The following is a 20,557-nucleotide window of genomic DNA, read 5'->3' on the forward strand; positions in this document are numbered from 1 at the left end:
CGGAGGTCTGACCATGACCGAGCACACCCTGACAGCCGATGCCCTCGCCGAGCGCTTCTTCGGCTCCGCCCTGGGGGCGGTCGAGCTGATGTCCGTCTACGTGGGAGACCGCTTGGGGTGGTACCGCGCCCTGGTCGACGACGGCCCCGCGACGGCACCACGTCTTGCCGAGCGCACGAGCACCCATCCGCGTTATGCCCGGGAATGGTTGGAGCAGCAGGCCGTCTCCGGTCTCCTCACCGTCACGTCCGACGCGAGCGTGGTGGACGGCGACGCACGCGTCTACTCCATCCCGCCTGCGACGGTCGAGGTCATGACCGGGGAGGGAAGCGTCAACTACCTCGCGCCCCTGGCCCGCATGTTCGGCGGGGTCGCGCCGCTCCTGCCGGCCCTGCTCGGGGCCTACCGCGACGGCGGCGGAGTGAGCTGGGCGAGCATGGGCGTGGACGCGCGTGAGTCGCAGTCCGACATGAATCGTCCGTGGTTCGAAAACCACCTCGCCGATGCGCTCAGCCGTGCCGATGACCTCCACGCGACGCTCTCGCGGCCCGGGGCCGCTGTCCTCGACGTCGGGTGCGGGGGTGGCTGGTCGACGATCGCCCTGGCGAGGGCCTACCCGTCAGCGACCTTCCACGGCATCGACATCGATGAGGCCACCGTGGCCATGGCCAGGGACAACGTCACCCGAGCGGGCCTGGCGGACCGGATCCACGTCACCTGCGCAGATGCGGCCGAGCCCCTGCCCGGCCCGTTCACCGCGGCGTTCGCCTTCGAGTGCGTGCACGACATGCCCCAGCCGGTGGGGGTCCTCTCCTCGGTCCGCACCGCGCTCGCGCCGGGCGCACCGGTGGTGGTCATGGACGAGGCGGCGGCCGAGACCTTCGCCCCGGACGGTGACGAGGTCGAGCGCCTGCTCTACGGGTTCAGCCTCTTCGTCTGCCTCCCCGACAGCATGTCCCACGACCCGACGGTGGCGACGGGAACCGTCATCCGCGAGGCGACGGTGCGCCAGATCGCCTCCAATGCCGGGTACGCCTCCGTCGACGTGCTGCCGATCGACGACTTCGGCTTCTGGCGCTTCTACCGACTCGGCACCGGGGCCCCGGTGGAGCAGACCTGACCGGGACGTGATCGACCCGTGGTGGCCCCCCGACCACACCGCCTGCCACGATGAGGCCACGATGACGTCCACAGACACCGCGCCCCAGCACCTCACCATCCCGACCGGGACGGACCCCGACGACGTCTTCGAGCGCTTCTCGCAGTGGTCGACCGGGCGAGGACTCACCCTCTACCCGCACCAGGAGGAGGCGCTCCTCGCGCTGCTGGGTGACGACCACGTCGTGCTGGCGACGCCGACCGGCTCCGGGAAGTCGCTCGTGGCCACCGGCGCCATCGCGCACGCCCTCGCCCAGGACCGGGTGTCGTTCTACACCGCCCCGATCAAGGCGCTCGTCAGCGAGAAGTTCTTCGACCTGTGCGCGATCTTCGGCGCCGACAACGTCGGCATGCTCACCGGGGACGCCTCGGTCAACGCCGACGCCCCGATCATCGTGTGCACCGCGGAGGTCCTGGCCAACCTCGCCCTGCGCGAGGGCAGCACCGCCGACGTGGGCCTGGTGGTCATGGACGAGTTCCACTACTACGCCGAGCCCGAGCGGGGGTGGGCGTGGCAGGTGCCGCTGCTCGAGCTGCCGCAGGCGCAGATGCTGCTGATGTCGGCCACCCTCGGCGACACCCGCGCGATCGAGGAGGACCTCGCCGAGCGCACCGGCCGCGACGTCGTCGTGGTCGACGACGCCGAGCGTCCCGTCCCGCTGACCTTCTCGTGGGCGATGACCCCGCTGCAGGAGACGATCGAGGAGATCCTCGAGTGGCAACGGGCGCCCGTCTACGTCGTCCACCAGACGCAGGCCAAGGCCGCGGAGCACGCCCGTCTGCTGCAGACACTGAGGCTGCTGAGCACGGCGGAGAAGGAGGCCCTCGCCGCGCGGTTGTCCACCTTCCGGTTCTCCGCCGGCTTCGGTCGCACCCTGTCGGCGATGCTGCGCCGCGGCGTCGGGGTGCACCATGCCGGGATGCTCCCTCGCTACCGGCGGCTGGTCGAGCAGCTCGCCCAGGCAGGGCTGCTGAAGGTCATCTGCGGCACCGACACCCTCGGCGTCGGCATCAACGTGCCGATCCGCACCGTCCTGTTCACCTCGCTGACGAAGTTCGACGGCACCCGCCACCGCGTGCTCCGCGTGCGCGAGTTCCTCCAGATCGCCGGACGCGCGGGTCGTGCCGGGTACGACACCGAGGGGTACGTCGTGGTGCAGGCACCCGAGCACGTCATCGACAACCACCGCGCGCTGGCCAAGGCCGGCGACGACGAGAAGAAGCGCAAGAAGGTCCAGCGCAAGAAGGCACCCGAGGGTTTCGTCGTGTGGACCGAGGACACCTTCACCAAGCTGACGACGGCCGCCCCGGAGACGCTGCGCTCCCGGATGAAGGTCGACAACGCGATGATCCTCAACGTCGTCGCCCGCCCCGGCGATGCCGTCGCCGCCCTCTCCCGCCTCACCAGGGACAACCACGAGGAGCCGAAGGGGAGGGCCCGCCTGGCCCGTCGCGCCATCCGCCTGGGGCGCAGCCTCCTCGACTCCGGCGTCCTGGAGCGCCTCGACGAGCCGGACGAGACCGGCCGGACGGTGGAGCTGACCGTCGACCTCCCCCGAGACTTCGCGCTCAACCAGCCGCTCGCCCCCTTCGCCCTCGCCGCCCTGGACCTGCTCGACCCGGACGACCCGGGCCACGCCCTCGACGTCGTCTCGACGATCGAGGCGGTCCTCGAGGCGCCGCGAGCCGTCCTCATGGCCCAGCAGCACGCGGCCCGCGGTGAGGCGATCGGGGAGATGAAGGCCGACGGCATCGAGTACGACGAGCGGATGCGCCTGCTCGACGAGATCACCTGGCCGCAGCCGCTCGCCGAGGAGCTCACCGCCGCCTTCGAGACCTACCGGCAGACCCACCCGTGGCTGCCCGAGGAGGCGTTGATCCCCAAGTCGGTCGTCCGGCTCATGTGGGAGGAGGGGATGTCCTTCGCGGACTTCGTGCGTCGCTTCGAGCTCGGGCCGCGCGAGGGGCTGGTGCTGCGCTACCTCACCGACGCCTACCGGACCCTCACCCGCACCGTGCCCGACGCCCACTCCTCCGCGGAGCTGGAGGAGATCGTCGAGTGGCTCGGCGAGACCGTGCGCCAGACCGACTCCTCGCTGCTGGACGAGTGGGAGGCCCTGACCAACCCGGACGAGCACACGCCCGGCCTCGTCAGCCACGAGGAGGCGGCTCCTCCGCCGCGCCCGCTGAGTGCCCGCAAGGGTCCCTTCCGGGCGATGGTCCGCGGTGCACTGTGGCAGCGCGTGGACAAGGCCTCCCGCGACGACCTCGACGCGCTGGCGGCGATCGAGACCGCGGCTGCCGAGCTCGCCGACGACGGCCGCTCCCCCGTGATGTGCCGCGACGACTGGGACGTGGCGCTGGGCGACTACTGGGACGAGCACGACCGGATCGGCACCGACCAGGACGCCCGCGGTCCCCACCACCTGCACATCGAGGAGGCCAGCGGGCCGCCGCCAGGGGTCGACGACGCGCAGGACCCGGAGGACGTGCGGCTGTGGCTCGTGCGGCAGACACTCGCCGACCCGGCCGGCGACCACGACTGGGTCATCGAGGCCACCGTCGACCTCGACGCCTCCGACCGGATCGGTGAGGCGGTCGTGCTGGCGACGGCGCTGAAGCAGCTGTGATCCTCATCGACCCCCCCACGTGGCCCGGCTGGGGCCGCACGTGGAGCCATCTCGTCTCCGACTCCTCGATCGAGGAGCTGCACGACTTCGCCGGTCGGCTCGGGCTCCCGGGCCGGCTCTTCGACGAGGACCACTACGACGTGCCGGTCGAGCGCTACAACGAGGCCGTCGCCGCCGGAGCCATCGAGGTCAGCGGGTCGCAGCTGATCCGCCGGCTGCTCGCCAGCGGCCTGCGGGTCACGCAGGCGCAGCGAGCCGGTCGATCTCCCGGGCCAGGTTGATCCGCGCTCGCTCGGTCCACCGCTCGTGGGCGTGGTCGGTCAGGTACAGCCGCTCGCGGGTGACGAAGTGGGTCAGGACCGCGGTCCTGCCCCGCGCGTAGTCGGCGGCCCGCACCTGCCGGTACTCCAGGCGCACCTGGTGGCAGTAGGAGTCGAAGCGCTCGGCCGGCGCCGAGAGGATCCACAGGTCCGCGTCGTGGAAGGCCCTGGTCGCCGGGTCGTGCGTGGTCATCTCGTGGGTCGCGCTCTCGCGCACCAGCCGGGCGACCCGCCGCACGTCGTCCTCGGCGAGTCCGAGCTGCCGCAGCCGGTCCTCGGCCAGCTGCGCCGAGGCCTCCTCGTTGGCCCCGGCCTCCACCCCGGCGTCGTACACGGCGTCGTGGAACCACGCCGCCAACCCCGCCAGGTGGCGATCGCGCCCGGGCAGCTCGCCGCCCTCGGCCAGCTCCTCCAGCGCGGCGAGCACCTCCGCCAGGTGGACCGCGTCGTGGTACCTGCGATGGTCCTCCAACCAGCGATCGAGCAGATCGGTGCCCGCGGCGAGCACGACGTCCCTGCCCGCGCCGGCGCCCAGGGCGTCGACGTCGGTGAGCCACCGGCTGCGAAGGGTCTCCACGAGAGCCGCCGTCAGCCCTGCGTCGCGTCCCCGGCGATGTTGACCATCCACGGCGTGCCGAATCGGTCGGTGAGCATGCCGAACTCGTCGCCCCACATCTGCTTCTCCAACGGCATGACGACGTCAGCACCCTCGGCCAGGGCCTCCCAGTAGCCGCGCAGCCGCTCGGGCTCGTCGCCGCTGATGCTGATCGACATGCCGGCGCCCTCGACCTTCGGGGCACCGGGCGGCGAGTCGCTGGCGAAGATTGTGTAGCCGGCGTCGGTCTCGAGGCTGGCGTGCATCACCTGGTCGGCGATGTCACCGGCATCGGGCATCGCTTCGCCGAAGGTGTTGATGACCAGCTCACCCCCGAACACCGATCGGTAGAACTCCATCGCCTCGCGGCAGGTGGCGTCGAAGTTCAGGTAGGGGTTCAGTCGGGTTGCCATGAGAACCATCCTCGGGTGCGTCCGCGGGACCATGCAGGGCCCCTCGGGACCAACGCTAGTCGGCTGCAGCGACAGCCGGTGGACCCGCGCCCCGACGCGCGGGTCGCAGCTGCCGGGCGGCGTCGTGGACGGCCTCGCCCAGACGGGTCATCCGCGGGGTCCCGAGGGTCCACACCTGCCAGTACAGGGGGACGTCCCGGTGGGCGCCTCGGCGCAGCAGGACGAGGGCCCCGGTGTCGAGGTCGTCGCCCAGCTGGGCCTCCGGCACCATCGCCCACCCGAGCCCGGCGCGCGCGGCCGCGACGAATCCCTCGGACGAGGGAACCTGCGAGGAGGGCGGGGCGGTGGTGACGCCGAGGTCGCGCAGCACACTGCGCTGCAGGTCGTCCTTGGCGTTGAACCTCAGCACCGGCATGGACGCCCAGTCGATCCCCCTGCCCCGGGTGAACCGCTGCGCCAGCCGGGGCGCGGCCACCGGCAGGTACCGCATCGCTCCGAGCGGCTCGGTGCGGCAGCCCGCAACCGGGGTCGGGTCGGCCGTGACGGCCCCGACGACGGACCCCCGGCGCAGGTGATCGGCGCTGTACTCCTCGTCCTCGACCTCCAGCTGGAGCCGGACGTCGTCCCAGCCGGCGGCGACCCCGAGGACCGGCTCGAACCACGTCGCGAGCGAGTCGGCGTTGACGGCGACCGGTAGGTCGACGGCGGCGTCACCCCCTTCGCCCATGGCCGCGCGGGCGTCCTCCTCGAGGACGACCATCTGGCGGGCCGCTCGCATCAGCGCCTCACCCGCGGTCGTGGCGCGGCACGGCGTCGTCCGCTCGACGAGGACCCGACCGGCGTCCCGCTCCAAGGCCTTGATCCGCTGGCTGACCGCGGACGGCGTGATGTGGAGGGTCCGGGCCGCGGCGTCGAAGGTGCCGTGGTCGACGACGGCCAGGAGGGCACGCAACTGATCGATCTGCATGAAGCAATGCTAATGATCGTGCAGAATCATTCGCTGGGCTGCATTCGTGCGACCGCCTAGCGTGGAGACGTGCTCACCACCGTCGTCGCCGGGACGCTCACCGGACTCGCACTCATCGTCGCCATCGGCGCGCAGAACGCCTTCGTCATGCGGCAGGGCCTGCGGCGGGAGCACGTCGTGCCGGTGGTGCTCATCTGCATCGCGGCCGACGCCACGCTCATCCTGCTCGGGACGGCGGGGGTCGGCGTCGTGGTCGCGTCCCACCCCGCGCTCGTGCGGGTGGTGACCTGGCTCGGCGCCGCCTACCTCGTCGGCTACGGCCTGCTCGCGCTGCGCCGGGCGGCCGCCCCCGAGGGCCTGTCGGTCGCTGACGCCCCGGCCTCACGCGGGTCGGTCGTCCTGACGACGCTCGCGCTGACCTTCCTCAACCCGCACGTCTACCTCGACACGGTGCTCATGCTCGGGTCGATCGCCAACGGCTTCGGTGAGGAGCGGTGGGCCTTCGCCGGGGGCGCCGTCGTGGGCAGCATCGTGTGGTTCACCGGTCTGGGCCTCGGCGCGCGCGCCCTGGCCGGCCCCCTCGGCCGTCCGCGCACGTGGCGGGTCGTCGACGGCGTCATCGGGGTGATGATGATCGCGCTGGCGGTGCGGCTGACGACCGCCTGAGGTCAGGCGGGCGTCGCGACGAAGGGGGCCAGCTCGGCGGCGAGGTCGGGCATCACCTTCGCGTGCACGCGGGTGCCCTGGGCGATGTGCTCCTCGGACACGAGGTCGGCCTCGTCGTGGAGCCGGCTGACGAGGTCCCCGCGTGAGTAGGGCAGGAGCACCTCGATGTCGATTTCCGGCCTGGGGAGCTCGGCGGAGATGAGCTCGAGCAGCTCGTCGATCCCCTCCCCGGTGCGCGCGGACACGGCGATCGAGTACTTCTCGTGGCGGAGGATCCGGTCGACGACCTCCGGGTCGGCCAGGTCGGCCTTGTTGACGACGACGACCTCCTTGACGTCCGTGGCCTCGACGTCGGCGAGCACACCGCGCACGGCGGAGATCTGCCCCTCCGGGTCGGGGTGGGAGCCGTCGACGACGTGCAGCAGCAGGTCGGCGTCCGCGACCTCCTCGAGCGTGGAGCGGAAGGCCTCGACGAGCTGGTGCGGCAGGGCGCGCACGAAGCCGACGGTGTCGGTGAGCGTGTACTCGCGCCCGTCCTCGGTCTCCGCCCGGCGGACGGTGGTGTCCAGGGTCGCGAAGAGCTGGTTGTCGACGAGCACACCGGCGTGCGTGAGCCGGTTGAGCAGGGTCGACTTGCCCGCGTTGGTGTAACCCGCGATGGCCACCGCGGGCACGGCGTGGCTGAGCCGGTGCGAGCGGCGGGTGTCGCGGTGGGTCTTCATGCCCTCCAGGTCGCGCTTGAGCTTGGCGATGCGGGAGTTGATGCGACGGCGGTCCAGCTCGATCTTGGTCTCACCGGGACCACGCGAACCCATACCGAGACCGCCGGCCGCCTGGCCACCGGCCTGCCGGGACATCGACTCACCCCAACCACGCAGGCGCGGCAGGAGGTACTGCAGCTGGGCGAGCTCGACCTGGGCCTTGCCCTCACGGGACTTCGCGTGCTGGGCGAAGATGTCGAGGATCAGCGCCGTGCGGTCGATGACCTTGACCTTGACGACGTCCTCGAGTGCGCGCCGCTGGCTCGGGGCCAGCTCGGTGTCGCAGATGACGGTGTCGGCGCCCGCAGCGGCGACGATCTCGCGCAGCTCGGCGGCCTTGCCGGAACCGAGGTAGGTGCTCGGGTCGGGGTTCTGCCGGCGCTGGAGGACACCGTCGAGGACCTCCGAGCCCGCCGTCTCGGCGAGCGCGCCGAGCTCGCGGAGGGAGTTCTCCGCATCCTCGACGGTGCCGTCGGTCCAGACGGCGGCCAGGACGACCCGCTCCAGCCGCAGCTGGCGGTACTCGACCTCGGTGATGTCCTCGAGCTCGGTCGACAGTCCCGCCACCCGGCGAAGGGCCGAACGCTCCTCGCGGTCGAGCTGGTCACCGTCGTACCCGCCGTCGACGAAACCGTCGGCGTCGTGGGTGGGGTCGGCGAGCGCGGAGGCCCGCCGGGAGAGGACCCGGTCGATGGTCGGGTCGGTGTCCGGCTCGACGGTGCTCGTGTCGGCGTCGGGGTACTGGTCGCTGCTCAGTGGTTCTGTCATGTTCTCCTCAGGGTCTCATCAGGGAACACCCGAGGGCCAGTGATTACTCCCGCGACCCCCGGGATACGTACTATCGGCTCCCGTGTCCGAGTCCCACGAGCTCTCCCGCGGTCTCAACCCACGCCACGTGCAGTTCATCGCCATCGGCACGGCGATCGGCACGGGCCTGTTCTTCGGCTCCTCCGAGACGATCCAGGCGGCCGGCCCCGCCGTGCTGCTGGCCTACCTCGTGGCCGGCGCCATGGTCTTCGTCGTCATGCGGGCCCTCGGCGAGATGGCGGTGCGCCATCCCGTCGCCGGGTCCTTCGCGCAGTACGCCGGGTCCTTCCTCGGTCCCTTCGCCGGCTTCATCGTCGGGTGGGTCTTCTGGTTGGAGCTGGCGGTCGTCGCGATCGCCGACATGACGGCCGTGGCGACGTACATGGGGCTGTGGTTCCCCGGTGTGGCCGGGTGGGTCTGGATGGTCGCCGCGATCGCCGTGATCGGGGCGCTGAACCTCATGGCCGTCCGGGTCTTCGGCGAGATGGAGTTCTGGTTCTCGCTGATCAAGGTGGTCGCGATCCTCGCGCTCGTCGTCGGTGGGCTCGTGCTCATCCTCTGGGGCCGCGAGGTCGGCGGCACGACCCCGGACTTCGCGCACCTGTGGTCCCACGACGGCTTCGCCCCCTTCGGTCTGTGGGGCATCCTCATGAGCTTCAGCGTGGTCGTCTTCTCCTTCGGCGGCATCGAGACGCTCGGCATGACCGCGGGCGAGGCGGACGACCCCAGCCGCTCGATCTCCCGGGCGGTCAACACGGTGCCGTTCCGCATCCTGCTCTTCTACGTGGCCGCCCTGGCGATCATCATGTCGATCATGCCGTGGACCGAGGTCACCGGTGAGTCCTCGCCCTTCGTCGCGGTCTTCAGCGCCCTGCAGGTCCCGGCCGCGCAGCACGTGATGAACTTCGTCGTCCTCACCGCCGCGCTGTCGGCCATGAACGCGATCTTCTACGCCTGCTCGCGCACGATGTACGGCCTCGCCGAGCAGGGGCACGCGCCGAGGTCCTTCCTGCACCTGTCGAAGCACGGCAACATCCCGGTCGTCCCGGTCCTGTCGATGTTCTTCACCGGGGCCGTCGGCCTCCTCCTCTTCCTGACGATCGACGAGCGGCTGTTCTTCTTCGTCGCGGCGATCGCGACCTTCGCGACGGTCTTCACCTGGCTGATGATCCTGCTCGCCCACTGGCGCATGCGGGTGCAGATGGCGCGGGAGGGCGCCGCGGACACCAGCTACCGGATGCCCCTCTTCCCGCTGCTCAACGCCGTCGCCACCGCGTTCATGGTCTTCGTCGTCGTGCTGCTCGCCACGACCGAGAGCGGCCGCGACGCCTTCCTCGTCGGGGCGGGGGCCCTGGTGCTGCTCACGCTGGCCTACGTCACCCTCGTGCGGGGCCGCGGGCGTGAGCGAGTCGAGCTGCCGGCACGCGCGAGTGCGGAGCTCCCTACCAGCCAGCTCTCCGACAGCCGGCGATGACCCCGCCGGCCGGGTTCACCCCTTCGCCAGTGTCCTGATGTCGGTGGCCTGGGCACGCTCGGCGTCGGCCCGCTCGTCCTCGGTCATCTGCTGCGAGTCGATCTCGGCCTCCACCCGCCGCAGGTAGTGGTCGATCTCGGAGCGGGTGCGATCGTCGTCCCACCCGAGCTCGTCGGCGAGGATGCGACCGGCGGACTCGGCCGCCTCGACGCCACGGTCGGTGGTCTCGATGGAGATCCGGGTGCGGCGGGTGAGCAGGTCGTTGAGGTGGATCGTGGCCTCGTGGCGGGCGGCGTGGACGACCTCCACCGTGAGGTACTCCTCCGCCCCGGGCAGCGGCGTGGCGAGGGACCGGTCCTCGTCGATGAGCGCGAAGAGGTCGACGGCGAGGGACCCGTACCGATCGAGCAGGTGGGTGATCCGCCACGGCGGCAGGTCGTGGCGCCGGCTCAGGGTGTCGAGCTGGTTGACCAGCGCCTGGTAGCCCTCGGCGCCGACGAGCGGGATGTGCTCGGTGACGCTGTCGGGGACACCGGCGGACAGGTCCTCGCGCGCGGCGTCGACCGCGTCGGCGGCCATGACGCGGTAGGTCGTGTACTTGCCACCGGCGATGGAGATCAGGCCCGGCTGCGGGCGCGCCACCGCGTGCTCACGGCTCAGCTGGGATGACTCCTCGCTCTCCCCCGCGAGCAGCGGCCGCAGACCGGCGTAGACCCCCTGGATGTCGTCGCGGGTCAGCGGGGTGAGCAGGACGCCGTTGATCTGGTCGAGCAGGTAGTCGATGTCCGCGGCGGTCGCGGACGGGTGGGCGCGGGAGAGGTTCCAGTCGGTGTCGGTCGTGCCGATGATCCAGTGGGTGTTCCACGGGATGCAGAAGAGGACCGAGGACTCCGTGCGCAGGATCAGCCCCGTCTCGGAGTTGATCCGGTCGCGGGCCACCACGAGGTGCACGCCCTTGCTCGCGCGCACGTGGAACCGGCCGCGCCCACCGGCCATCCGCTGGATGTCATCGGTCCACACCCCGGTGCAGTTGACCACGACGGAGGCGCGCACCTCGGTCTCCTGCCCGGTCTCAACGTCGAGGACGCTCGCCCCGACGACCCGCTCGCCGGCGTGGAGCAGGCCGGTGACCTTCGCGGAGTTGAGGACGGTCGCGCCGTAGGCCGCAGCCGTGCGGACCACGGTCAGCGTGTGGCGGGCGTCGTCGCACTGGGCGTCGTGGTAGATCAGTCCGCCGTGGTGCGCGGAGGGCTTCAGGCCGGGCGCGATCCGGCGGACTCCCCCCTTCGTCAGCTGCTTGGTGCGCGGTACCGACCGGGCGCCCCCCATCGTGTCGTAGAGGGTGAGCCCGGCGGTGACGTACGGCCGCTCCCAGACCGGGTGCGAGAGCGGGTAGAGGAAGGAGACCGGCTTGACCAGGTGCGGCGCGATCCGGGTGAGCATCAGCTCGCGCTCCTGGAGGGCCTCGCGCACGAGCCCGAAGTTCAGCTGCTCCAGGTAGCGCACCCCGCCGTGGAAGAGCTTGCTCGAGCGCGAGGAGGTCCCTGAGGCGAAGTCGCGCTGCTCCACGAGTGCCACCCTCAGGCCGCGGGTGGCCGCGTCGAGGGCCACACCGGCGCCGGTGACTCCCCCGCCGACGACGAGGACGTCGAGGTCCTCCTCGGCGAGGCGGCGCCAGGCCGATGCGCGCTGCGCGGCGTCCAGGGGGGTGGCGACGGGCATGATTCCTCCGATGGTCCGGGGCGAAGGGGGTGGCTCCCCTTGTCCGCCAACGGTACGTGCAGATCCACCCGGCCCGGGTGGGTGACCTGCGAGGATGCCGACCATGAGCACCTCCACGACGTACGTGCTGGCCATCGACCAGGGCACCACGAGCACCCGCGCCATCGTCTTCGACCGCGACGGGGGCGTCGTCGCGACCGACCAGATCGAGCACGAGCAGATCTTCCCCCGGGCCGGGTGGGTGGAGCACGACGCGCTGGAGATCTGGGAGAACACGCGCCGCGTCATCGGCGGTGCGCTCGGGAAGGCCAACCTCAGCAGCGGCCACATCGAGTCGATGGGCATCACCAACCAGCGCGAGACGACGGTCGTGTGGGAGAAGGCGACGGGACAGCCGATCCACAACGCCGTGGTGTGGCAGGACACGCGCACGCAGGCGCTCGTGGACTCGTTGGCGCAGGACGGGGGGACCGAGCGGTTCAAGGACGTGTGCGGGCTGCCGCTCGCGACGTACTTCGCCGGGCCGAAGATCTCCTGGATCCTCGACCACGTCGACGGAGCGCGGGCGCGGGCCGAGGCCGGCGAGCTGCTCGCCGGGACGATGGACACGTGGGTGCTGTGGAACCTCACCGGGGGCGCGGAGAACGACGGCGTGCACGTCACCGACGTGACCAACGCGTCCCGCACGATGCTGATGGACCTGCGCACCCTCGCGTGGGACGAGGACGTGTGCGCGGCCATCGGTGTGCCGATGCAGCTGCTGCCGCGGATCCGGTCCTCGTCGGAGGTCTACGGGGAGTGCCGGCCGGGCGTGCTCAACGGGACACCGGTCGCGGGGATCCTCGGCGACCAGCACGCGGCGACCTTCGGGCAGGCCTGCCTCGAGCCGGGGACGGCGAAGAACACGTACGGCACGGGCAACTTCATGCTGCTCAACACCGGCTCCGAGATCGTGAGCAGTGACAACGGCCTGCTGACCACCGTCTGCTACAAGCTCGGCGACGCGGATCCGGTCTACGCCCTCGAGGGGTCGATCGCGGTCACCGGCTCGCTCATCCAGTGGTTGCGCGACAACCTCGGGCTCATCTCCTCCGCCCCGGAGGTCGAGGACCTCGCGACGAGTGTCGAGGACAACGGCGGGGTGTACTTCGTGCCGGCCTTCTCCGGGCTCTTCGCACCGCACTGGCGCCCCGACGCCCGCGGCGCGATCGTCGGGCTGACGCGGTTCGCCAACAAGGGACACATCGCCCGGGCGGCGCTGGAGTCGACGGCGTACCAGACGCGCGACGTGCTCGACGCGATGCAGGGCGACGCCGAGCGGGCCGGCGGGCGGCTGACCGAGCTGAAGGTCGACGGCGGGATGGTGGCCAACGAGACGCTCATGCAGTTCCAGGCCGACGTCCTCGGGGTCGACGTGGTGCGCCCGAAGATCGCCGAGACGACGGCCCTCGGTGCGGCCTACGCCGCCGGACTCGCGGTCGGCTACTGGGAGTCGACGGAGGAGATCACGGCGAACTGGCAGGAGGACGTGCGCTGGAGCCCGCAGATGGACACCGACGAGGTGGCGCGGTTGATGCGCAACTGGGCCAAGGCGATCACCAAGACCCTCGACTGGGTGGACGAGGACGTGGTCTGACACCGCTGATCCCCGGCCCACGGGTCAGGCCGCCAGCAACCCCTCGTAGTGGATCTCCATCGGGGACCGGGCCCGTCCCGGCGACGCCCGGCCGTGACCGAGCAGCGGAGCTGCCACGGAGGTGAACTGGGACCCCGTCGGTGTGGTGACTCTGACCGTGTGTGGCCTGCCGCCGCCCGGGTCCAGGCCGGTCGAGATGACCTCTGCCCGCCAGCCGGGTTCCTCCTTGACCAGGTTGTGTCGTTGGCAGTCACCCATCGCATTGGCCGCGGAGGTGGCGCCGCCGCGGGCGAAGGGGATGACGTGGTCGACCTGTCGGGCGGGGGCATCGCACCAGGGCACCCGACAGACCGCGTCACGCAACCCGATCAGCTGCCGCAGCACGCCGCTGAAGAGTCGGCGGCTGGAGTCCATGGCCACGAGGTCGCGACCACCGGGTGCGGTCCACAACCGACGCAGCCACGTCTCGGTGCCTGTGTCGCACAGGCGAAGCAGGTGCTCGCGAGCCATGTCACCGGGGACGGAGCCCCAACCGGGGATCTCGACCTCGTCCGCCAGCTCCTCGGCGTCACCCGGCCGACCAGTGCGCGCCCCTGCCCTCGGCACGACCGCGTCCTCGCGCATGACGAGTCCGACCTCGACCGGCTGGACCTGACCCTCGTCGCGCCCGGACAGCCGCTCCAGGGCCGTGTCCGCCAGCCAGGCGCCACGCCCCCGCTCATCAACGGCTCGGGCGGCGTCGACTTCGGGGTCTCCGGTGGCGACGTAGCGAGCCTGCTCTGCGGCCGTGAGGGCCGCGTACGCGCCCACGACGTCGGCGAGCGGGCCCAGGATGCTCAGGCGGGCCATGCCGTCCGGGGCGGGCCGCACGCCGACATGACGCGAGCCAGCAGCGCGGCGACGCCGCTCGACGATGGCCTCCTGGTCGAGGTCGATGCACACGCGCTGGGCCGCGGCGGTCAACGCTCGGTCACCCGACGTCGACAGGTCCCCCGCGAGGCGCCGGTCTGCCTCGATGCGGTGCGCACGCGAGAGGCAGGCCGTCTCCCGCGCGACGATCAGAGCCCGCGACTCGCTGATCTCGCCGACACTGAGCGCGGACATCGTCATCGGCAGGTCGTGGACGAGGGTCTTGGCCGCCCCCACGTGCCGGTCCGCCTGCCACGGCGAGCACCGGCGGGCCAGGGCGACCTCCGCGCGGGTGGCGCTGCGTCGACACGAGGCGTCGCGCCGGGAGATCTCCTCCCGCACCACGGCCTCCTGCGCGAGGTGGTCCCGGTCCTCGACGAAGCGCGCGGTGGCGCGCGCCTGCAGGGCGGCCGCAGCCCCTTTCGTCGCCTCGAGGGTGGTGATGACGTCCAGGAGGTCGGCCTCGGACAGGCCGTCGATGGCCGCTGCGCTCAGCGCGCCGAGGACATCATCGAGCTGGTCCGGCAACGTGGCAGCACCCTCGATCTCGGGAACTGCCGTTGCCGTCTGCTCGATCATCACGCCTCCTATGGCCTGGCTCCATTGTCGAACACCTGTTCGAAGAGTTCAAGAGGTGAAAGGAGGGATCTGTGCCGTGCCAGGGTCTCGGTGACTCTCGCTCCCACATCCCACCTTCCCCAGCAACGTGGCACGCCCCACCGACAAGCCGACCTAAGGTGTCCCCGTGACCGAGCCGACCGACCACTACTTCACGGACTCCCCCGCTGCGACGGATGCCGAGCGGCGGCAGCTGCACACCCACCTCGCGGGACGTGACGTGACGGTGGAGACCGCCGGCGGCATCTTCTCCCCCGGCAGCCTGGACAAGGCGACGGCGATCCTCCTCGACGAGGTTCCGGACCCCCCTTCGTCAGGGGACCTGCTCGACCTCGGGTGCGGCTGGGGGCCGATCGCGCTGACACTGGCCATGCGCTCCCCCGAGGCGACCGTGTGGGCCGTCGACGTCACCGAGCGCGCCCTCGACCTCACCCGCCGCAACGCGCAGGCCCTCGGCCTGGACAACGTGCGCGCGGTGCGGCCCGAGGACGTCCCGGCGGACACCCCATTCGCCGCGATCTGGTCCAACCCGCCGATCCGCATCGGCAAGCCGGCCGTCCACGAGCTGATGCGCACATGGCTCCCCCGCTTGGCGAAGGGGGCCGACGCCCACCTGGTCGTCGGCAAGAACCTCGGTGCCGACAGCCTGCAGCGTTGGATCACCAGCGAGCTCGGCCTGCCGACCGAGCGCACGGCCTCGAGCAAGGGCTTTCGGGTCCTCCGCGTCAGCCGCCCCGACTGATCGGTCAGACGAGCGTCGTCGTCCCGTCCGCCACGAGCTCCGCCGGCCCGGCGAGCTCGACCTCGCGGCCGGGCAGCAGCCGCACCTGCAACGTGCCACCGGGCACCTCGACCCTCACCCGCCCGGGCGCATCGACGTCACCGGACCAGAACGCCATGCCGATCGCGGCGGCACACACACCGGTGCCGCAGGAGCGGGTCTCCCCCACCCCGCGCTCGTGCACGCGCATGGAGATGTGCCCGGGGCCGAGCACGCGGACGAACTCGACGTTGCTCCCCTCCGGCGGCGTCGGGTTGACGACCGGAGGTGTCAGCAGCCGAAGACCGTTGAGCGAGACCGTCTCCGGGAGCGCGACGACGGTGTGCGGGTTACCCAGGTCGAGCGAGAGCGCCGAGTACGGCTCGGTGACCGCCTCGGCCTCCTGGACGTGCACGAGGGCGTCGAAGCCGTCCGCGCGCGCCGTCGCCTCGTCGACGAACCGCCACGTCCCCATGTGGGTGACGACGTGGTCGCCCTCGAAGCGGATGCGCTTCAGCCCGGCACGCGTGGCGAGCGCGAACTCGTCCCCGACGAGCCCCTCGCGTCGCAGCCAGGTGGCGAGGACGCGCGTGCCGTTGCCGCACATCTGCGCCAGCGACCCGTCGGCATTGCGGTAGTCCATGAACCACTCGGCCTCATCGGCCAATGCACGCACGGACTCCTCCGCGGCGGCAGCCGTCGGCACGATCCGGATGACGCCGTCACCACCGATGCCGGCGTGCCGGTTGGCGAGCAGGGCGGCCTGCTCCGGGGTGAGCTCGAGCTCGGCGGAGAGGTCGGGGACGAGGACGAAGTCGTTCTCCGTGCCGTGGCCCTTGGTGAAGCGCAGCGTCATGGCGTCCATTCTGCCGGAGGGTGCCTCGTCGGACGTCCGGCGAGTGCGATGGCCGCGTTCGCCAGGCCCGGGTCCGCGGCGTCGAGCCACTCGACCCGGTGGTCGGGCCGCCACCACGACTCCTGCCGTCGGGCATAGCGGCGGGTGGCCTGCGCGGTCTGCGCAATCGCCTCCTCGCGGGTGATCCGACCGTCGAGCTCGGCCAGCGCCTGCGAGTAGCCGATGGCCCGTGACGCGGTGCGCCCGCGCCGCAACCCGGCGGCATCGAGCGCGCTCACCTCCTCGAGCAGCCCGTCCGCCCACATCCGTGCGGCGCGGCGCTCGATCCGCGTGGTCAGCGCCTCCCAGTCGTCGCGCAGGCCGATGACGAGCGAAGGGCGCCGGTAGCGCTTCGTCGGAGCCGTCGCCGAGAAGGGGCGGCCGGTGATCTCCACGACCTCGAGGGCCCGGATGATCCGGCGGATGTTGTTGGCCTGGATCGCCTCGGCGGCGGCCGGGTCCACGGAGCGCAGTCGGGCGCGCAGGGCGGCCACGCCCCCTTCGTCCTGCGCCTCGGCCTCGAGCCGGGCCCGTACGGCCGGGTCCGTCGGTGGGATCTGCAGGTGGTCCAGCGCGGCGCGCACGTACAGACCCGACCCGCCGGCGAGCACGGGCACCCGCCCACGGGCGAGGACGTCGGCGATCGCCGCCTCGGCCCGTTCCTGGTAGTCGGCGAGGGTCGCCTCGTCGGTGACCTCGAGGACGTCGAGGACGTGGTGCGCGATCCCCCGCCGCTCGTCGACGGGCAGCTTGTTCGTCCCGATGTCCATGCCGCGGTAGAGCTGCATGGCGTCGGCGTTGACGACCTCACCCCCCAGCGACTCGGCCAGGTCGAGCGCCAGGTCGGACTTGCCGGTGGCCGTGGCCCCGACGACGGCGATGACCTGCGGGATCACAGGCTCTCGTCGGACTCCTCGTCATGGCCGAAGGGATCCGGACCCTCGCCGGGCGTCCACGTCAGCCCGGGGACACCCCACTCCTCGGCCTTGACGATCTTCTTCGCCTTCTTCTTCCACTTCTCGTTCAGCCGGTCGATGTAGAGGAAGCCGTTGAGGTGGTCGTACTCGTGCTGCATGCACCGCGCGAACCATCCGGTCGCGGTGAAGGAGAGCTCGTTGCCGTCCACGTCGTAGCCGGTGACCTCGGCCCGCTCACCCCGGCGCAGGGGGAAGGAGTAGCCGGGCACGGACAGGCACCCCTCGGACTCGTGGTCGCGGTCGGGCTCCCCCACGGCCGGCTTGGTCGCCTTCACGAAGGGGTTGATGATGTGGCCGCGCGTCGGCACGCCGTCGTCGTTGGCCATGTCCCACGTGAAGACGCGCAGGCCGACCCCGATCTGCGGGGCGGCCAGACCGACGCCATGGGCCGCGTCCTGGGTCTCGTGCATGTCCGCGATGAGCGTGCGCAGCGACTCGTCGTACTCGGTGACCGGCTCCGCTCGGGTGTGCAGGACCGGCTCACCGCAGATGGTGATGGGGTGGATGGTCATGAGCGGTATCTTCCCGCACTGCCGAGGCATGACGAAGCCGGGGCCGGCTCAGGGGTACCGGCCCCGGCTCCGCGGGGGTGTCGAGGGCTCAGGCCTTGATGGCCGAGATCTCGAGGTTGAGGGTGATCTTCTTCGAGACGAGGACGCCACCGGTCTCGAGCGCGGCGTTCCAGGTCAGGCCCCAGTCCTCACGGTCGACCGAGGTGACGGCGGTGAAGCCGGCGCGGACGTTGCCGAAGGGGTCCTGGGCGGTGCCGTCGTAGGCGGCCTGGAGGGCGACCTCCTTGGTGACGCCCTTGATGGTCAGGTCGCCGACGAGGTCGAAGTTGCTGCCCTCGACGTCCTGGACGCGCTTGGCGACGAAGGTGATCTCCGGGTAGGTCTCGACGTCGAAGAAGTCCTCCGACTTCAGGTGGCCGTCACGGTCCGCGGCGCCGGTGTCGACGGACGCGGTCTTCATCGTGGCGTTGGCCGTCGAGTCGGCGAAGTTCTCCGCGATCTCGATGGTGCCCTCGAGGTCGCGGAAGTAACCGCGGACCTTGGTGACCATCGCGTGGCGGGCGACGAAGCCGACCTCGGTGTGGCTCGGGTCGATCGTGTAGGTGCCGGCGGCGAGGTCCTGCAGGGTGGTGGCGGTGCTGATGTCGGTCATGGGGAACTCCTTGTGGGGGGGTTGGACGGAGGCGGTTGGCCTGTCGTTGTGGGTACAACTTTAGAGGAGTGTTGATTGAACTGTCAACTACTGCCGCCCACCGAATCGCGTCGGCCCTCCGGTTGAGAGGTGCGCGACGTCGTGTTTGGGTGGAGACCGAAGCCCCGAACGGGGGTCCCGACAACACGTAGGAGTAACCATGGGTTTCGATGACCTCGCCGGCAAGGCAAGCGACGCGCTGAACAGCGAGAAGGGCGAGCAGGTCAGCGACCAGGGCCTGGACAAGGCCAGCGAGTTCGCCGAGGGCAAGGGCCTGGGCGCGGACAAGGTCGAGCAGGGCCGTGACTTCGCCGACGGCAAGATCGGTGGCGGCGACCAGGGCGGCGAGGGCGACCAGCAGGGCTGATCGCTCCCCTTCCCCCGACACATGACGAAGGGGGTGGGTCACCTCGACGGTGACCCACCCCCTTCGTCGTACCCGGGTGGAGTGCGGCGGCTACGCGCCGCAGGCGGGCTCGGGGGCCGCGACGGGCTCGGGAGCACCGATGCGCGGCATCCCCAGCGAGACGCTCGGCTTGGCGACGGCCCCCTCGGCGCCCTTGTCCTGCAGGGCCGCCCATGCGTCGCCGCCCTTCGTCCGGCGCACGGAGAAGGCACCGCCCTCGAGCGCGGAGTCCGCGACGAGGTGGTGCGGAGCGCCGTAGGTGACGCCGACGGTGACCATGTCGCCCGGGCGCGGACGCTCGGCCTCGGACAGCCCCTCCGGCAGGGCGAAGTGGACGAGCCGGTTGTCGCGGGCCCGGCCACTCAGACGGGCGGTCTCCCGGTCCTTGCGCCCCTCCCCCGTCGCGACGAGGACCTCGAGCTCGCGGCCCTCCTGCGCGCGGTTGCCGGCCCAGGAGATCTCCTCCTGCACCTCGACCAGACGCTCGTACCGGTCCTGCACGACCTCCTTGGGCACCTGGTCGGGCATCGTGGCCGCCGGCGTGCCGGGACGGATGGAGTACTGGAAGGTGAAGGCGGAGGAGAAGCGGGACTCGCGCACCACGCGCAGCGTCTCCTGGAAGTCCTCCTCCGTCTCCCCCGGGAAGCCGACGATGATGTCGGTGGTGATCGCCGCGTCCGGGATCTGCTCGCGCACGCGGTCGAGGATGCCGAGGAACTTCTTCGAGCGGTAGCTGCGGCGCATCGCCTTGAGCACTTGGTCGGAGCCGGACTGCAGCGGCATGTGCAGGCTCGGCATGACGTTGGGCGTCTCGGCCATCGCGTCGATGACGTCGTCGGTGAAGGCGGCCGGGTGCGGGCTGGTGAAGCGCACCCGCTCCAGCCCCTCGATCTCACCGCACGCCCGCAGCAGCTTGCCGAAGGCGTACCTGTCGCCGAACTCCACGCCGTAGCTGTTGACGTTCTGCCCCAGGAGGGTGACCTCGACGACGCCCTGGGCGACGAGCGCCTCGAGCTCGGCGAGGATCTCGCCGGGCCGGCGGTCCTTCTCCTTGCCGCGCAGGGCGGGGACGATGCAGAAGGTGCACGTGTTGTTGCAGCCCACCGAGATCGACGTCCAGCCCGAGTAGGCGGAGTCGCGTCGCGTCGGCAGCGTCGAGGGGAAGGTCTCGAGCGACTCGAGGATCTCGACCTGCGCCTCCTCGTTGTGGCGCGCACGGTCGAGCAGCGCCGGCAGCGAGCCGATGTTGTGCGTACCGAAGACGACGTCGACCCACGGGGCCTTCTCGACGATCGCGGCGCGGTCCTTCTGCGCCATGCAGCCACCGACGGCGATCTGCAGGTCCGGGTTGCGCTGCTTCTGCCGTCGCAGCATCCCGAGGTTGCCGTAGAGCTTGTTGTCGGCGTTCTCCCGCACCGCGCAGGTGTTGAAGACGACGACGTCGGCGACCTCACCGCGGTCCTCGGTGGGCACGCTGGCGATGTCGGTGTACCCGGCGGTCTCGAGGAGGCCGGCGAGGCGTTCGGAGTCGTGGACGTTCATCTGGCACCCGTGGGTGCGCACGTCGTAGGTCTTGGGCGTTGCAGTCATGGCCCCACAAGGGTACGTCCGGGCGAAGGGGGGACCACACCCCTCCGGCG

General features: G+C 71.2%; 19 protein-coding genes. 8 read left to right on the top strand and 11 right to left on the bottom strand.

Annotated elements, in window-relative coordinates:
- The first annotated feature begins 13 nt into the window (after positions 1-13).
- The 3 genes from PVE36_RS09730 (at position 14) to PVE36_RS09740 (ending at position 4,069) form a co-directional block, all read left to right on the top strand.
- The gene (locus tag PVE36_RS09730) at positions 14-1,120 is read left to right on the top strand and encodes a class I SAM-dependent methyltransferase (protein ID WP_277451987.1); all 1,107 of its coding nucleotides are present in this window, start codon (positions 14-16) and stop codon (positions 1,118-1,120) included.
- A gap of 61 nt (positions 1,121-1,181) precedes the next feature.
- On the top strand, positions 1,182-3,788 hold the full coding sequence (locus tag PVE36_RS09735; protein WP_277451989.1) for a DEAD/DEAH box helicase: 2,607 nt from the start codon (positions 1,182-1,184) through the stop codon (positions 3,786-3,788).
- Positions 3,785-4,069: a DUF4031 domain-containing protein gene (locus PVE36_RS09740; protein ID WP_277451990.1), complete on the top strand. Its 285-nt coding sequence runs from the start codon at positions 3,785-3,787 to the stop codon at positions 4,067-4,069. Before PVE36_RS09735 ends, PVE36_RS09740 begins: the two co-directional genes overlap by 4 nt.
- On the opposite strand, the gene PVE36_RS09745 is transcribed toward PVE36_RS09740, so the two are convergent.
- The 3 genes from PVE36_RS09745 to PVE36_RS09755 are packed head-to-tail and all read right to left on the bottom strand — an operon-like array spanning position 4,026 to position 6,083.
- The gene (locus PVE36_RS09745) at positions 4,026-4,685 is read right to left on the bottom strand and encodes a hypothetical protein (RefSeq protein WP_277451991.1); all 660 of its coding nucleotides are present in this window, start codon (positions 4,683-4,685) and stop codon (positions 4,026-4,028) included. The genes PVE36_RS09740 and PVE36_RS09745 overlap by 44 nt on opposite strands.
- 11 nt (positions 4,686-4,696) lie before the next feature.
- On the bottom strand, positions 4,697-5,116 hold the full coding sequence (locus tag PVE36_RS09750) for a VOC family protein (protein WP_277451992.1): 420 nt from the start codon (positions 5,114-5,116) through the stop codon (positions 4,697-4,699).
- Between the two features lie 55 nt (positions 5,117-5,171).
- Positions 5,172-6,083: a LysR family transcriptional regulator ArgP gene (locus tag PVE36_RS09755; protein ID WP_277451993.1), complete on the bottom strand. Its 912-nt coding sequence runs from the start codon at positions 6,081-6,083 to the stop codon at positions 5,172-5,174.
- A 69-nt stretch (positions 6,084-6,152) separates the two neighbouring features.
- On the opposite strand from PVE36_RS09755, the gene PVE36_RS09760 reads away from it, so the two are divergent.
- Positions 6,153-6,749 (top strand): LysE/ArgO family amino acid transporter, encoded by a 597-nt coding sequence (locus tag PVE36_RS09760; RefSeq protein ID WP_277451994.1) that lies wholly within the window; start codon positions 6,153-6,155, stop codon positions 6,747-6,749.
- Positions 6,750-6,751: 2 nt separating this feature from the next.
- Here the strand turns inward: PVE36_RS09760 and hflX are convergent, their stop codons facing one another.
- A complete protein-coding gene (gene hflX / locus PVE36_RS09765; RefSeq protein ID WP_277451995.1) occupies positions 6,752-8,278 on the bottom strand; it encodes a GTPase HflX in 1,527 nt (508 codons plus the stop codon).
- Between the two features lie 82 nt (positions 8,279-8,360).
- Between hflX and PVE36_RS09770 the strand changes: the two genes are divergently transcribed.
- Positions 8,361-9,791, top strand: coding sequence for an amino acid permease (locus PVE36_RS09770; RefSeq protein ID WP_277451997.1), 1,431 nt, complete (start codon positions 8,361-8,363; stop codon positions 9,789-9,791).
- Between the two features lie 15 nt (positions 9,792-9,806).
- Here the strand turns inward: PVE36_RS09770 and PVE36_RS09775 are convergent, their stop codons facing one another.
- Positions 9,807-11,513, bottom strand: a complete 1,707-nt coding sequence (locus PVE36_RS09775) for a glycerol-3-phosphate dehydrogenase/oxidase (RefSeq protein WP_277451999.1) — start codon at positions 11,511-11,513, stop codon at positions 9,807-9,809.
- Positions 11,514-11,616: 103 nt separating this feature from the next.
- Between PVE36_RS09775 and glpK the strand changes: the two genes are divergently transcribed.
- Positions 11,617-13,149 (top strand): glycerol kinase GlpK, encoded by a 1,533-nt coding sequence (glpK, locus tag PVE36_RS09780; RefSeq protein WP_277452000.1) that lies wholly within the window; start codon positions 11,617-11,619, stop codon positions 13,147-13,149.
- Between the two features lie 24 nt (positions 13,150-13,173).
- On the opposite strand, the gene PVE36_RS09785 is transcribed toward glpK, so the two are convergent.
- A complete protein-coding gene (locus PVE36_RS09785; protein WP_277452002.1) occupies positions 13,174-14,637 on the bottom strand; it encodes an HNH endonuclease signature motif containing protein in 1,464 nt (487 codons plus the stop codon).
- Positions 14,638-14,803: 166 nt separating this feature from the next.
- Here PVE36_RS09785 and PVE36_RS09790 point away from each other — a divergent pair, with 166 nt between their 5' ends.
- The gene (locus tag PVE36_RS09790; protein ID WP_277452004.1) at positions 14,804-15,418 is read left to right on the top strand and encodes a methyltransferase; all 615 of its coding nucleotides are present in this window, start codon (positions 14,804-14,806) and stop codon (positions 15,416-15,418) included.
- Positions 15,419-15,422: 4 nt separating this feature from the next.
- On the opposite strand, the gene dapF is transcribed toward PVE36_RS09790, so the two are convergent.
- From dapF to PVE36_RS09810, 4 genes are all read right to left on the bottom strand, one after another.
- On the bottom strand, positions 15,423-16,292 hold the full coding sequence (gene dapF / locus PVE36_RS09795; protein ID WP_277452007.1) for a diaminopimelate epimerase: 870 nt from the start codon (positions 16,290-16,292) through the stop codon (positions 15,423-15,425).
- Positions 16,289-17,227, bottom strand: a complete 939-nt coding sequence (gene miaA, locus PVE36_RS09800) for a tRNA (adenosine(37)-N6)-dimethylallyltransferase MiaA (RefSeq protein WP_277452008.1) — start codon at positions 17,225-17,227, stop codon at positions 16,289-16,291. The genes dapF and miaA overlap by 4 nt, the downstream gene beginning before the upstream one ends.
- Positions 17,224-17,820 carry a peptide deformylase gene (gene def / locus PVE36_RS09805; RefSeq protein ID WP_277452009.1) on the bottom strand — a complete coding sequence of 199 codons (597 nt, stop codon included), beginning with the start codon at positions 17,818-17,820 and terminating at the stop codon, positions 17,224-17,226. The genes miaA and def overlap by 4 nt, the downstream gene beginning before the upstream one ends.
- 88 nt (positions 17,821-17,908) lie before the next feature.
- Positions 17,909-18,472, bottom strand: a complete 564-nt coding sequence (locus PVE36_RS09810; RefSeq protein ID WP_277452010.1) for a YceI family protein — start codon at positions 18,470-18,472, stop codon at positions 17,909-17,911.
- Between the two features lie 199 nt (positions 18,473-18,671).
- Here PVE36_RS09810 and PVE36_RS09815 point away from each other — a divergent pair, with 199 nt between their 5' ends.
- The gene (locus PVE36_RS09815) at positions 18,672-18,878 is read left to right on the top strand and encodes an Rv0909 family putative TA system antitoxin (RefSeq protein ID WP_277452012.1); all 207 of its coding nucleotides are present in this window, start codon (positions 18,672-18,674) and stop codon (positions 18,876-18,878) included.
- Between the two features lie 90 nt (positions 18,879-18,968).
- On the opposite strand, the gene miaB is transcribed toward PVE36_RS09815, so the two are convergent.
- On the bottom strand, positions 18,969-20,507 hold the full coding sequence (gene miaB, locus PVE36_RS09820; RefSeq protein WP_277452013.1) for a tRNA (N6-isopentenyl adenosine(37)-C2)-methylthiotransferase MiaB: 1,539 nt from the start codon (positions 20,505-20,507) through the stop codon (positions 18,969-18,971).
- Between the last annotated feature and the right edge of the window lie 50 nt (positions 20,508-20,557).

The organism is Janibacter sp. DB-40, from assembly GCF_029510815.1.
Taxonomy (GTDB): Bacteria; Actinomycetota; Actinomycetes; order Actinomycetales; family Dermatophilaceae; genus Janibacter.

Excerpts from the sequence above, each read along its gene's own strand:
- PVE36_RS09730 (WP_277451987.1), top strand. The coding sequence starts at position 14 with ATGACCGAGCACACCCTGACAGCCGATGCCCTCGCCGAGCGCTTCTTC.
- PVE36_RS09735 (WP_277451989.1), top strand. The coding sequence starts at position 1,182 with ATGACGTCCACAGACACCGCGCCCCAGCACCTCACCATCCCGACCGGG.
- PVE36_RS09750 (WP_277451992.1), bottom strand. The coding sequence starts at position 5,116 with ATGGCAACCCGACTGAACCCCTACCTGAACTTCGACGCCACCTGCCGC.
- PVE36_RS09755 (WP_277451993.1), bottom strand. The coding sequence starts at position 6,083 with ATGCAGATCGATCAGTTGCGTGCCCTCCTGGCCGTCGTCGACCACGGC.
- hflX (WP_277451995.1), bottom strand. The coding sequence starts at position 8,278 with ATGACAGAACCACTGAGCAGCGACCAGTACCCCGACGCCGACACGAGC.
- PVE36_RS09775 (WP_277451999.1), bottom strand. The coding sequence starts at position 11,513 with ATGCCCGTCGCCACCCCCCTGGACGCCGCGCAGCGCGCATCGGCCTGG.
- glpK (WP_277452000.1), top strand. The coding sequence starts at position 11,617 with ATGAGCACCTCCACGACGTACGTGCTGGCCATCGACCAGGGCACCACG.
- PVE36_RS09785 (WP_277452002.1), bottom strand. The coding sequence starts at position 14,637 with ATGATCGAGCAGACGGCAACGGCAGTTCCCGAGATCGAGGGTGCTGCC.
- dapF (WP_277452007.1), bottom strand. The coding sequence starts at position 16,292 with ATGACGCTGCGCTTCACCAAGGGCCACGGCACGGAGAACGACTTCGTC.
- def (WP_277452009.1), bottom strand. The coding sequence starts at position 17,820 with ATGACCATCCACCCCATCACCATCTGCGGTGAGCCGGTCCTGCACACC.
- PVE36_RS09810 (WP_277452010.1), bottom strand. The coding sequence starts at position 18,472 with ATGACCGACATCAGCACCGCCACCACCCTGCAGGACCTCGCCGCCGGC.
- PVE36_RS09815 (WP_277452012.1), top strand. The coding sequence starts at position 18,672 with ATGGGTTTCGATGACCTCGCCGGCAAGGCAAGCGACGCGCTGAACAGC.
- miaB (WP_277452013.1), bottom strand. The coding sequence starts at position 20,507 with ATGACTGCAACGCCCAAGACCTACGACGTGCGCACCCACGGGTGCCAG.